Below are 13,415 nucleotides of genomic sequence, written 5' to 3' on the forward strand. Positions count from 1 at the left end.
CGGACGACCTCCGGTCCGGTAATTCCGGCTGTGTGTATCAGGGCTGTCGCACTTGAGATAAGGTTACTTCTTGGCGCGCTCCTGAGCGACCTTCTTCATGAACGAGGAGTCAATGTAGAAATTCTGCTTCACATACTTGTCGAACTCCTTCTCCCGGATGCGTCCCTGGCTCAACATAAATTCGGCCACGCCCCGTAAAGAAGCCGGAAGCATAGAAGGGGTTTCCATTTCGGTGATCTGTTCGGGCACGGTGTAGAGGGGGCGGTATTTGAACTCAAGCTTCACCATATCTTCGGTGAGCTCCAGTCCACAGTAATTGTTAAAATAATCGAGAAGGGGCTTTATGTACTTGTCGGGATTGGCTTTCATGTCTTCAAGAATGTTCATGTAGATGGTAAGCCACGCCACGGTCAGGTCCGGATGCTTTTCTGCAAATTCCTTGCGCACGCCAATGCCGCCGGCAATGCTCACCTTGGCAGCGGCGCCGGAGGATACGCGAACCCATTTTTTGGCTTCGGCCACGTAGCTCAGGGGGGCCCAAAGCTGCAGGATGTCGCCTTCGCCCGCGTTAAAGGCCGTCATGGCCTGGCCCTGCTCCATGTGAACAATGTTAACGTCGCTGTCTTTCAGGCCCATGGCCTTAAGGGTGCTTGTAAGGGCGTAGTGGCCGGTGGACACAGTGGTGGCCAATATTTTTTTGCCCCTCCACAAGTCGGCATTGCCGTAAATTTCAGGGTAGTTGGGCAGTGCGCCCGCAGCTTTGGCCAGAGGAGAGTCAGGGCGTACCCATATGTCATTGGTGGCGGCTTCTTCGTTGGATATGCCAATCAGCTTGTACCCATAGCGCATGCTTGCCATCATGGTAGGCACCGTGCCCATGGTGCCGATGTCCCACTGGTCGGCGGCCAGGGCTTCAGTCTGGGGCGCGCCGGAGGCAAAGAGCATGAATTTCATGGTAAAGGGAGCGTCTTTCAACATGCCGGTTTGTTCGGCATACCACATGGGAAAGCCGTGCAGGCACGGTTGCGCGCTTGTGCGCAATTCAATTTTCTGCGCGAAAGGCTGGCTGGGAACCAACAGCAGAAGAGTAAATAAAAACAGGCAACACAGTGAATAAACAGAAAATTTTTTCATGCCGGTCTCCTTGCAGGGGATGGTTATATGCGTTGTTAATCCTGTTGATCCGCCTGTTCAGCAGGCTGTGAATCCTCCATCGATCATTATTGTCTGGCCGGTGATGTAGGCGGATGCGTTGCTCGCCAGAAAAACAGCGCACCCATAAAGGTCTTCTAGCTTGCCGTTGCGCTGCGCACACGTCTGCATGGCGCGGCGGGCTGCAAGCTCCGGATTGGAAAAAACGGAATCGGTAAGTTTGGTGGGGAAAAAGCCGGGGCCTATGGCATTGCATGTTACGCCCGAGGTCGACCAGGCCTGGGCCGTGGCACGGGTCAACTGAACGATGCCGCCCTTGCTGGCGCCATAGGGCGCACTGTTTTCAAACGCTCGAAACGATTGCAGAGAGGCCATGTTGATGATGCGCCCCCATTTGCGTGCAGCCATCTGAGGGGCCAGACCCTGCGTCATAAAGAATGGCGCGGCCAGAAGCAGGTTGATTTGTTGATTCCAGCTTTTCGGCGTCACGTCTGTAAAAGGCTGACGCAGATTCACCCCGGCAGCATTTACCAAGATGTCGATTTCAGGGTACTTTTTTAATGCTGCAGTGGCGCAGGCGAGGGCGGATTCGGGCTGTGAAAGGTCTGCGGCCATATGGTCCGCCTGCAGGTTGTCAGTGCGCAGGCGATCCACCGCTTGGGCCAGGGCAGCAGCGTCACGAGCAACAAGAATGACCCGTGCACCGGCGTACGCAAGGGCCGTGGCCATAGCTTGGCCAATGCCGGAGCTTCCGCCCGTCACCAGGGCTGTCTTGCCCGTCAGATCAAAAAGACTCGCCGTGTTCATATGCGCCCCTTCACTCAAACATGCAGGGTTTATACGTCTTGTTGCCTGGCCGCCCGGTTTGTCGTGAATAGAATCAAAAAACAGGTTTTTCTGACATTTGCAAAGCCCTGGCCTACATTAATTCTTTAATGGCTGGGAGAGCTGTTTTATCGTCGCCCGAAAAATCTTTTATGCTCTTTTTCGGGGGCGAGGGGTGTTCACCCTCTGCGGGGCTTGATCAAGGGGACCAAAGCCTGGACTTTGCCTTTTGATCTGTCCCATAACCGCAGAAGAGGCCCACTCCGCTATTTATTTTTTCAGGTTGGTGAACGTTAGTTGTAAAAAAACATTGAATTGGCGTGGGTCAAAATTGCCACTGACGCACGGGGATTTGCTGCAAGCCATGTGTCAAGCGTTGTTTGCGCGTCTGCCTTGCGCAGCAGGCAGCGGGCCGCGTCAGCCTCTGAGAGCGCCGTGTGCAGCACAAGTTCATGTTGCGCCGCCACGCGTGAAAACAGAAAAGCCTTGTGCGCGCCCATCTTGAATTCCTGCTGCTTGAAGTCTTCCAGAAGGCTTTTGTGATCGGTGAAGTTGCGCACGTAGTCTTCGTACCTTTCATCACCGATGCCCTGAGCGCATTCTGCCAGAAGCAAAATGCGCCCGTGCTCTCCTGCGCAACGCCGTGCCGAATCCAGCGCTTTTTGCGCCTGATAGAGGCAGATATCCTTTGGCGCGCCACCACAGGAGGCAACAACAATGTCCCAGTTTCTGGCGAGTTTGAAACCGTAAAGCTTGCGAGTTTTCTCCGCCAGGGTGTGCAGGAGCGTGCAGGGATCGCCCACGTAAAGCGCGGCAACTTTTTTGTCCGGGGTCATGACCACATTGATGGCCATCTTGACCCCGGCCAAGATGCCAGCCTCGTTGAGGTCATCACGTACGGGGTTGTTTTCAAGGTTGCCTGCAAAGGCGTTTGGATCTTGGAGCTGGCTATGATTTTTGGTGATCATGCGCGCTGAAGCGCATCCGATGACCACGCCCTTGGCCCCGCCGGTGAAGCCAACGAACTGGTGCGCATCCACCATGCCCATGACAATCTTGAGGTCTGCATCAGCGTAGGCGGCATTGATTTCCACCGGGGTTCCCCGGCTGGTAAAGCCCATGTGCCGCATGGGGGAGTTTTGCGCATCGTGGCTCACCACCGTGCAGCCTCGAAGGTCTTCAGGAAGAATGCGCGCCAGTTGGGCCTGGTCGGGCGGCTCATGGAGCCCCCCACCCACCACAATGCGAACCATGTGGGGAGGCAGCGACGGATAGCTTGTAAAAATTCTTTCCAGCAGCGGGGGAAGCAGCAGCTTGATGGGGAAGGGACGGGTTTCATCGGGCACGGCGATGGCTACGGATTCGGGGGCCGGCATGTTTTCCAGAGCCGGGCAGCCTTCGGGCGCATCAAGAGCTTTCATGAAAACAGCCAGCGGATTATTGAGCGGTTCTACCTGCTGCGGTGTAAACACGCTGACATCGCACACATCCGGTATTTCCAAGTGCAGGCTGCCTGATCCGTATTTGAGCGTGTGGTTCATGGACGGAATCCTTTGGTAGCTGTCCACCGCGATGTTTTTTATGCATGCAGTTCCAGTGGAGGGCCGTGGCCTGTTTTCATCCGCGTGCCGTAAGGACTCCCCTACGGCACGCGGATGAAGATATTACGCGCTTTCGTAAAGTCTGGTCATGATAAATTCGCGATGCCCCAAGGCTTCAGCCGAGGTATTGCGGCCATTGCAGGTGCGGACAAGCATTTCAAGCAGCATGTTGCCTGCCTGATCCAGGTTGATTTCGCGGCGCAGAATGCCGGAAACATCAACGTCGATGTGCTCGTTCATGGTGCGCACGGTGCGCGGGTTAGCAGACAGTTTGATCACGGGCAGAATGGGGTTGCCGATGATGTTGCCCTGCCCGGTGGGGAAGAAGTGGGCCACAAAGCCGGAAGCGGCGCACAGGGTGACCATTTCGGCGGCGGCGGAAGAGGAATCCATAAACCACAGGCCGGGGCCGGTGGGGGTTTCGGCCTTGTCGAGGCAGCCGATAACCGGAGCCTTGCGGCCGATTTTCTGGATGTTGCCGAGGGCCTTTTCTTCAATGGTGGTCAGGCCGCCTTCAATGTTGCCCTTGGTGGGCTGGGAATCACAAAGGTCGTTGGTCTTGTGGTCATCGACAACCTTGGCGTAGCGGTCAAAGAAGCCCATAAATTTTTTGCGCACGTCTTCGGTGGCGCAACGGGCGGCAACCAGGTGTTCGCCGCCGGTGATTTCGGTGGTTTCACCAAACAGGGTGGTGGCGCCCATTTCCCACAGTTTGTCAAAGGCGTTGCCAACGGTGGGGTTGGAGGCAATGCCGGAAGTGGTGTCGGATTCACCGCACTTGGTGGAAACCCACAGCTCATCCATCTTGCATTCGGTACGCTGCAGTTCGGTGGCAAAGTGGACAAATTCCTTGGCCTTGAGGGAAGCGGCGCGGATGGTTTCCAGGTCGCCATGCTGCTCAATGCCAAAGCCCACAACAGGCTTGCCGGTCTTGGCAATGCCGTCTACCACGCGCTGCGTCCACACGGGCTCGATGCCGATGACGACGACAGCGGCCACGTTGGGGTTGCTGCCCACGCCGATAAGGGTACGGAAATGCAGGTCAAGGTCTTCACCGAACTGCAGGCGGCCATACGCGTGCGGCAGGGCCATGGTGCCCTTGATGTTGTTTGCCACAGCTTCACAGGCGGCATTGGAAAGGTCGTCCAAAGGCAGAATGACCACATGGTTACGGATGCCCACACGGCCATTTTCGCGGCGGTAGCCCATAATTGTCTTGCTCATTGGTTTACCACCTCTTGGTTTTGACGTTGTGCACATGCAGGTGTTCGCCACGCTTGATGGGCTTGATCACCTTGCCGATGTCGGTGCCGTATTTGATAACGGTGTCGCCTTCAGCAAGGTCCTGAAGGGCGATCTTGTGACCGATCGGGATGTCGCTCAGTGTTTCGAACACGAGGGTGGTGTCGCCGTCCATAACCCAGCCGTTGAGTTGGTCGCCCTTTTTGACGCCTTCAACCACGACCACACCGACGCAGTCGCCGGGTTCATGCACCACAAAGTGGGTTGTCATACTGGTCTCCTTGGATAGTATGGTAGTAATAAAACGCAAACTAATGGGCAAGCGATCATTATAGCATGCACATGAATGCGTATTTGCATTTGCCGGGACTGTGAATACAAGATGGTTTTCTTATATCAAATGGCAGATGCAACGCGATCACTTGTTTTGCCTTGGTCTTTCCCAACTAACAGCAAGGTGCATGCCAAAGTGGTTAGTTTGGCGGGAGTCTGCGTCATTAAAGGATATTTCCTTACAAAATAGTTTGATTACTCAGCTAATTATGCCCGACCATGGGAAGTTTGCTTGTATTTGGGCAGAGAAATGATTAAATATGGGCAGAGGTGAGTTATGCCCTACGAGATTTCAGCAGACGGTTTGAGCAATCCTTCCCAGACAGTAGGTCAGGTGGTTCACCATCTGGCACGACTGGTCGTGGGCAAAATGGACAGAAACGCGTTTTTTCGCATGCTTGCAACGCAGCTTCGCGTTTTGTTTCACTACGACCGTTTCTGCATCAACCTGTATGACGCCGAAAGGGAATTCCTTAATCTTTTTACGGCGGCTGACGGCACAGTGGTGGAATCGCTCTCCAACACGCGCATTGCCCAAAACACGGTGGCAGGACTGGCCATCTCCTCGCGTAAGCCTGTGGTCATCAATGACCTGGCAAAACACGATTTCGGCGACTCGCCCATGCCTCTTTCCACCGTGGGCCTCAACTCCACCATCGCCCTGCCGCTCATTGTCAGCGGTGAGGTTATCGGCACCCTGCACGTCTCATTTGTGAAGCCCCCCGAAAATATCGTGCAGATTCTCAACGTGCTGTTGGAGCTGAGCCCGGTGCTGTCCACCTTTCTTTTTGCCGTGCTGTCAGAGGAACGGCTTGAAAAGATCCGCGCCACGCACGCGGCCGTGTCCCAGACGGACACGGACACCACGGGCAGCATCCAGCTTGCCACGAGTTTGCTTGAAACGCCCGACATGCGCGGACTTATGGCCCTGGCGCGCAAGGTGGCCAAACTGCATATTTCGGTAATGATCGTGGGCGAAACGGGCACGGGCAAAAGCATGATGGCCCGCTGGCTGCACAGGCACAGCCCGCGCAGGGGAAGCAACTTTGTGAAGGTCAACTGCCCTTCCCTGCCCCCTACCCTTTTTGAGAGCGAAATGTTCGGCTACGCCAAGGGGGCGTTTACCGGGGCCACGAGCAAGCGCGTGGGCCGCGTTGAACTGGCCCAGGGCGGCACGCTTTTTCTTGATGAAATTGGCGAGCTTGCGCCAGAAATGCAAAGCAAGCTCCTGCAGGTGCTTGAAGAAAACTCTTTTGAACGTGTGGGCGAGGCCTCGCCCATTGGCGTGGACATCCGCGTCCTGTCGGCCACCAACATCGACATTGCGACCGCTATGGATGAGGGATGCCTGCGTCGGGACCTCTATTACCGGCTTGGCTCTGTGGTGCTGCGCATGCCGCCGCTTCGCGAAAGAAAAAATGACATACCGCTGTTTATGGACCATTTTGTACAGCAATTTGCCAAGGAATATGAAATAACCCCGCCAAAGCTTACGCGTTCCGTCATGGAAGCCCTTTATGAACACTCCTGGCCGGGCAATACGCGCGAATTGCGCAACGTGGTGAGCCGCCTGCTGCTGCAAACGCTGGATGGCCCCATTACCAACAGCTTCGTGTCTGAAGCCCTGCATTTGTGGAAAAATCCGGCAGGCGGCGGCGTGTCCGGCCCGACGGGTTCGGTGACCGTTTTTCCGCCAGGCGCGCCGTCAGGCGGCTGGCAAGTGCCCTTGCTTCCCCAGTCGAGCGCTGAAAAAGCGGGGGTTTCCCCTGTGCTGCCCACCCTTGAGGAAAACGAAAAAGCGCATATCGAGAAGGCCTTGCGGCTCAGCGGGGGCAAGCTTTCCGGGCCGGGCGGGGCTGCGGATATGCTCGGCGTGCCGCGTTCCACCTTGCAACACCGTATGCGCAAACTGGGCATACAGTAAGGGTATTGCCCCTGTTTTCGGCGGATGTGCAGTCTTTCTTGAGTTTCCACAGGATTGCGCATATGATGCCGCTCTACGTCAAGAGCAATTACGCATTCCGGAGTCCGCATGCTTGAGTATATCCGTGATAAATCACAGTCCCTGGGCGTCAAACTGGCCTTTGCGCTTATCATCCTCGTCTTTGTTTTCTGGGGCGTGGGCAACTTTAACGACCGCAGCTCGGGCACTCTGGTGGCCGTGGTCAATGGCGACGCCATTACCATGCGTGAATTTGAGCTTGCGTACCGTAATGCCGAAGAAAACCTGCTCCGGGGCAACCCCGGGCTTACGCGCGAGCAGCTGAAGCAGCAGCAGTTGGGCCGCCAGGTGCTGCGTGACCTCGTCACTCAGACCTTGCTGTCCCAGGAGGCCGCCCGCACAGGCGTGACCGTCACGCCGGTGGAACTGCGCGTGGCCATTGGCAACATCAAGAGCTTCCAGAATGAAAAGGGGCAGTTTGATCCCGCCGTGTACGCCCGCGTTCTGGCGGCGCAGCGCCTTACGCCCGCTCAGTTCGAGCAGGATACGGCGCGCGAGATGCTGCGGCAGAAGATCTACGCCATGGTGACGGCTCCTGCCTGGGCCGACCCCGCCGAAGCGCAGAAGCGCTTTGAATTCCTGCGCGAAAAGCGGGATGTGGACTATATTTTCATCAACGAGGCGGATTTCGCCTCTTCCATCAAACCTGCCGATGCGGACGTGGCGGCCTATTACGAAAGCCATAAGGCCCAGTTTGCCGTCCCCGCCAAGGCCGACGTCTCCTATGTGCTGGTGAATCCGCAGGATCTCGTGAAGGCCAGCAGCATTAGTTCCGCCGACGCGCAGAAGTGGTATGAAGAAAACGCCGCCCGTTTCGAGCAGAAAGAAGAAGTGAAGGCGGCCCATATTCTTGTGCCCCTGGCCGAAGACGCCCCTGAGGCCGATGTGAAAAAGGCTCAGGAGCAGGCCGCCAAAATTGAAGCCGAGCTCAAGTCCGGCAAAAGTTTTGCCGCTGTGGCCGACGAACACAACGGCCCCAACGCCGCCGGGCCTGGCGGGGAGCTTGGCTGGGTCAAGCGCGGCATGACCGTGAAACCCTTTGAAGACGCCGCTTTTGCCCTTGACGCTGGCAAGGTTTCCGCTCCGGTGCGTAGTCAGTTCGGCCTGCACATCATCAAGGTTGAAGAAAAGAAGACGGGCGGTCTGCCGCCTTTCAAGCAGGTTGAAGCCGAAGTTCTGGCCACCATGGCTCAGGAACAGGGCGTGGACAAGCTGCACGACGTGGTGGACAGCCTTGTTGAAGACAATATCCTTGGCCGTCCCCTGAAGCAGGGCGCGGAAAAGTATGGTCTCAAATGGGGCGAAACCGGCCTGCTTACCGCAGCCGACCTCATTAAGACCCTGGGCGTCACTGCCGAAGGCGCAGCGGTGCTTGTGGGCACTCCGGCGGGCAACCCAGTGGATACGGCGCTTGAAGCCGGCAAGTCCTATGTGGTGGCCCGTGTGCTCAAGTCCGAGCCTGCAACCACGGCCCCCCTTGATTCCGTCAAGGGCCAGATCGTAAAGACCCTGATCGAAGAAAAGGCCCTTGTGGCGGCTCTGGACGCCGCCAGCCAGCTGCGTAAGGAGCTGGACACCGCGCCCCTGGGCGCAGCGGGACTGAAGGGTCGTGAAATCAAGATTGCCAAGGGCGTGGAGCGTAACGGCGGTCTGCCCGGCTTTGCGCCCAACCCCGAAATGACTGAAGCGCTGTTTGAAGCCAAAGCTGGCCAGTGGCTGCCCGTGGCCTACGCGGTTGAGGGCGAAAACGGTTCCGGCGCTGTTCTCGTGCGGGTCAAGGGCATACAGCCCCCTGACGCCGCCGAATGGGATATGGTCAAGGATATAATGGGCAGCGCCGTTACCCGTGACCGGGCCAACGCCCTGTTCGAAATGTTCATGCAGCGGCTTGTTTCCAGCGCCAAGATCAAGGTTTACAAAGAAGATTTTGTTGACCGCAAGAACATGTAACAGCAAGCGTCTGTCAGGCCATGGGAGTAGCGCGCACAGGCCGTGTCGCGCTGCTGTCTTGAAAAGCCTGAATAACGAGGCTGTTGCGCCTGATTCGATAATATTCTGGCCGGAGCCGCTTGACGGCTCCGGCCTTGTTTGTCAGAGCAAGGCATGTGATCATGGCCGCAGGCATAGCAGACCCGCAGCCAGAGAACGGTAAGGACGTTTCAGTGCCGTGAATTTTCGCGGCACCGGAAGGCATGGTCTTCCGGCTGTATATAAGGAGGCACGTTATGTGCGGCATTATCGGTTACGCAGGACACAGACCAGCCGTTCCCGTTGTGGTGGAAGGGCTGCGCAGGCTTGAATATCGCGGCTATGATTCCGCTGGCGTGGCCTTTGTGCGCCAGAACGACATACATGTGGTGCGCGCCATGGGCAAACTGGCCGCTCTGGAAGAAAAGCTCGCCCACGAGTCCGTCACCACGCCCACCTGCGCCATGGGGCACACGCGCTGGGCCACGCACGGCGTACCCGCTGAACGCAACGCACACCCTCATTGCAGCAACGACGGCTCGCTGGCCATCGTGCATAACGGGATTATTGAAAATTACCAGGAAATCAAGGCGGAACTGACGGGCAAGGGCTATACCTTCGGCTCTGAAACCGACACAGAGGTGCTGGTCAATCTTATTGCCGAGCGCCGCAAGACTTCGCCCGACCTGCTGCACGCCTTTGCCACAGCCCTGCGCGAGGCGCACGGCGCTTATGCCGTATGCCTTATGGACAAGGCCGAGCCCGGCGTCATCTATGCCGCCCGTATGTCCGCGCCGCTCATCTTCGGCCAGGGAACGGGCGAAAATTTTGTGGCGTCCGACATTCCGGCTTTTCTGCCCTACACGCGCAAAGTGGTCTTTTTGCAGGACGGCGACCTCGTGCGCGCCACGGCGGGCAGCTATGAAATCCTGCGTCTTGAAGACCTGAGCTCCGTGAGCCGCGAAACCCAGACCATCCAGTGGGACATGCAGGCCGCGCAAAAAGGCGGTTACCGCCACTTTATGCTCAAGGAAATTTTTGAGCAGCCCCGCGTCATTTCCGACGGCCTCACGGGCCGTTTGAACGCGGACAAAAGCCAGGTGCGCCTGGAAGAACTGGACGCCCTGCCCGTGCCCAAACGCCTGCACATCGTGGCCTGCGGCACCTCCTATCATTCGGGCCTGTGGGGGCGGCATCTGCTGGAACACTGGGCGCGCGTGCCCGTGCAGGTGGAGATTGCCTCGGAGTTTCGCTACCGCGATACCCTGCTGCTGGACAAGGACGACATGGTGCTTGTCATCAGCCAGAGCGGCGAAACCGCAGACACCCTTGCGGCCCTGCGCATTGCCAAACAGAAAGGCGTGACCGTGCTCGGCTTGTGCAACGTGGTGGGCTCGTCCATCGCGCGCGACGCTTCCGCCGTGCTCTATACCCAGGCCGGGCCGGAAATCAGTGTGGCCTCCACCAAGGCCATGTGCAGCCAGATGCTTATGCTGGCCCTCATGGCCCTGTACTGGGGAACGCGCAAAGGCTGCCTGCCTGCTGACGAGTGCCGGAGCACGTTGCAGATTCTGGAAAATCTGCCTGCCCTGCTGGACGACTGCCTGCCCGCGCTGCACGAACGCGCCAAGGAAATCTCCCGCAAGTACTCACAGGCGCGCAACTTCTTCTACCTTGGCCGTGGGCACTGCTATCCCCTTGCGCTGGAAGGCGCACTCAAGCTCAAGGAACTTTCCTACATCCATGCCGAGGGGTATGCGGCGGGCGAAATGAAGCACGGCCCCATAGCGCTTATTGACCCGAGCTTTCCCACCTTTGCCCTGGCGCTGGACGATGTGCTGCTTCCCAAGGTGAAGTCCAACATGGTCGAGGTTCAGGCCCGGCAGGGCAAGGTCATTGCCCTGACCAACAAGGGCGTGGAACTGGACGCCGAAGATCGCTGGGAAATCCCTGCCCTCTCTGCCCCGCTCTCGGCTTTTGTGGCCCTGCCCGCCCTGCAGCTGTTCAGCTATGAGACGGCGGACTATCTTGGCAAGGACGTGGACCAGCCCCGCAATCTGGCGAAAAGCGTTACTGTGGAATAACACCTTACAGGATGCGGCTTCAGGGAAAAAGGTTTTTAAAATAGTCTGTTAAAAGATCGTGGATGCCCGTTTCAGCGCATGACAGCGTGAATAGACCGCATTTGCTCCTTCACGTGAGCGCCTGTCGCGGCCGCCAGTGCAATTTCACTGTATTATGGTTCCAGAAAAGCCCCTGCTTCAGGGGCTTTTCTCTTATGTGAAAAAGTATATTTGTCTGTAATTTACCGGTATGAGAAAGGATATGGAGCTTTCAAATAAAAATGTCTTTTGCTAAGATGAGGCAAGAGCTTTCTACACTCTGTGCAAAAAGATATAAATACCGCTATGATGCGGAGTTCATCAAGGTCATGTGAATGGAAAGACTGGCAAGAAGGAAGATTCGAATATTCTATTACGCAACAAGCTTCGTGGCGCTGCTGGCCTTGTCGGTGGCCTTGTCGGTGCCCTATTTCATATCGGTGCGCAAACAGTTTGATACGATGGTGGCCGAATCGAAGGCCCGCATATTTGGTGAAAAAAAAGACGCCCTTGCTGAAAGGGTTGAAAGGATCATTGCCGAAATCGAGGTCATTCGCGAGACGGTGTACACAGAGTATCAGACATTGGCCGAAGCCGAATGCGCCCTGCTGACTACTCTGAAAATGAACACTGCCGATATTATAAACGGTTTTGACCCAAAGGTGACCAAACGCACCACAAGGTTTGCGCTGCATAATGCGGGCATTGGTCTTGCGCTGTACGACCGCGAAAATCAGAAGATCCTCTGGACTGATGAGGAGGCTCTTGTGCCCCAGCTGCTTGAGGCCTTCAAGCACGCGCAGCAGGGCCCCTCGGAAGAGTTCCCTGTATGGGCCGTGGGCAACCTCGCCGACAACCGTATAATTGTCATTTTTGCCAATGGGGAGGCCCTGGACAGCATCGCCAAGAAGCGCAGCATAGCCATTGTGCGCAGCCTGCATTTTCCGCTTAACCAGTATGTGTGGATTAACGGCATCCGCGACTACAGCGGCGGGCCGGGCTATGCCGTTCGGGTCGTGCACCCCTCTATGGAGGGGGATGAGGAGGTGCTGCTGTCCACGGAAACCGCAGACCCCGCAGGCAACCTGTCCTACAAGGAGGAGCTTGAAGGCGTGCTCAAGTACGGGAGCGTCTTTTTTTCCTATGTCTTCAAGAAGCTCAATTCTGAAGAGATGAGCGAAAAACTCGCCTATGCCCGGCTTTACAAACCTTTCGACTGGATTGTGTGCACGGGCATACACACTGACGACATGCTGAGCATTGTGGCGAAACGTGAAACTGATTTCAACAATGCCTTCAGCAACCAGATTTCATCGTATGCCAAGATCATTTCTGTCATCAGTCTGTTGTACCTTGGCATGATGTTCCTTTTCGAGCGCAGGCTGACCGGCATGATCAATCTTTTTATAGACAAGCTCAGAGAAGACGAGACCGCGCTGCGCGAAGAAAAAAACAAGCTGGACCATGCCTACCAGGAATTGCAGCGCGTTGCCTACAGCGATTTTCTCACGGGGCTGCTCAATCGTCGGGCCATGTATGAGAGGCTTGAGCAGGAGGTTATGCGGGCGCAACGCGAGGGGCTCAATTTTTGCCTCGTATTGGCCGACATTGACCACTTCAAGTCCATCAACGACACCTACGGGCATGACACTGGCGACAAGGTGCTCAAGGCCATTGCGGGGATTTTTCGGCAGCATCTCCGCCCGGAGGGCAGCGCCTCGCGCTGGGGCGGCGAGGAATTTCTTATCCTTACCCCTTCGCTCTCGCTGGACGAAGGTCTGGTTCTGGCAGAGGCCCTGCGCAAGGCTGTGGAAAGCACGACCATCTATGACGGCGACATTACCATCACTATGACCATAACCCTGGGCGTAGTGGAATATTCTCAGGGTAAAACCTTTGATTCCCTCATCAACGAAGCGGATTTTTATCTTTACGCTGGCAAAAAGCTGAAAAGAAACTGCGTCATGTCCAGCGTAAGCTCAGTCTAGAGGAATCAGTGCCTCCCCTCCCCCCGCTGCCCGCGTATATGGCTGCCGATGGGCCGCCCGCAGCCAGCGCCAGAGCAAACTGACCGCAATAATCTGAAAAAACGCAAAAAAAGCTGGCAAAAGCGCCCGCCCGATTGGCCCGCACGAACTGGAACCGTCCGAACCCTGCCCGCGAACCGCCATAAACGTCCGAACCGCCGCG

The 13,415-nt window shown here is 56.7% G+C and carries 9 protein-coding genes; 4 read left to right on the forward strand and 5 right to left on the reverse strand.

Annotated elements, in window-relative coordinates; all coding sequences use genetic code 11:
- Positions 1-63 precede the first annotated feature (63 nt).
- The 5 genes from BCS36_RS11520 to BCS36_RS11540 all read right to left on the reverse strand — a co-directional run bounded on the left by BCS36_RS11520 (position 64) and on the right by BCS36_RS11540 (position 5,091).
- Positions 64-1,134, reverse strand: a complete 1,071-nt coding sequence (locus BCS36_RS11520) for a glycine betaine ABC transporter substrate-binding protein (protein WP_291303036.1) — start codon at positions 1,132-1,134, stop codon at positions 64-66.
- 57 nt (positions 1,135-1,191) lie between these two features.
- Complete coding sequence (locus BCS36_RS11525) at positions 1,192-1,959, reverse strand: SDR family oxidoreductase (RefSeq protein ID WP_291303037.1); 768 nt, start codon at positions 1,957-1,959, stop codon at positions 1,192-1,194.
- A gap of 311 nt (positions 1,960-2,270) precedes the next feature.
- Positions 2,271-3,518, reverse strand: coding sequence for a nickel-dependent lactate racemase (larA, locus tag BCS36_RS11530; protein ID WP_291303038.1), 1,248 nt, complete (start codon positions 3,516-3,518; stop codon positions 2,271-2,273).
- A gap of 123 nt (positions 3,519-3,641) precedes the next feature.
- The gene (locus tag BCS36_RS11535) at positions 3,642-4,802 is read right to left on the reverse strand and encodes a UxaA family hydrolase (RefSeq protein WP_291303039.1); all 1,161 of its coding nucleotides are present in this window, start codon (positions 4,800-4,802) and stop codon (positions 3,642-3,644) included.
- 4 nt (positions 4,803-4,806) lie between these two features.
- A complete protein-coding gene (locus BCS36_RS11540) occupies positions 4,807-5,091 on the reverse strand; it encodes a UxaA family hydrolase (protein ID WP_291303040.1) in 285 nt (94 codons plus the stop codon).
- Positions 5,092-5,430: 339 nt separating this feature from the next.
- Here BCS36_RS11540 and BCS36_RS11545 point away from each other — a divergent pair, with 339 nt between their 5' ends.
- The 4 genes from BCS36_RS11545 to BCS36_RS11560 all read left to right on the forward strand — a co-directional run bounded on the left by BCS36_RS11545 (position 5,431) and on the right by BCS36_RS11560 (position 13,213).
- Positions 5,431-7,077 carry a sigma-54-dependent Fis family transcriptional regulator gene (locus tag BCS36_RS11545; protein ID WP_291303041.1) on the forward strand — a complete coding sequence of 549 codons (1,647 nt, stop codon included), beginning with the start codon at positions 5,431-5,433 and terminating at the stop codon, positions 7,075-7,077.
- 108 nt (positions 7,078-7,185) lie between these two features.
- Positions 7,186-9,105, forward strand: coding sequence for a SurA N-terminal domain-containing protein (locus tag BCS36_RS11550; RefSeq protein ID WP_291303042.1), 1,920 nt, complete (start codon positions 7,186-7,188; stop codon positions 9,103-9,105).
- 275 nt (positions 9,106-9,380) lie between these two features.
- Positions 9,381-11,207, forward strand: coding sequence for a glutamine--fructose-6-phosphate transaminase (isomerizing) (gene glmS, locus BCS36_RS11555; protein ID WP_291303043.1), 1,827 nt, complete (start codon positions 9,381-9,383; stop codon positions 11,205-11,207).
- 407 nt (positions 11,208-11,614) lie between these two features.
- Positions 11,615-13,213, forward strand: a complete 1,599-nt coding sequence (locus BCS36_RS11560; protein WP_291303044.1) for a sensor domain-containing diguanylate cyclase — start codon at positions 11,615-11,617, stop codon at positions 13,211-13,213.
- The last annotated feature ends 202 nt before the right edge of the window (positions 13,214-13,415 follow it).

This window comes from Desulfovibrio sp. MES5 (genome assembly GCF_002237645.1).
GTDB lineage: Bacteria > Desulfobacterota > Desulfovibrionia > Desulfovibrionales > Desulfovibrionaceae > Desulfovibrio.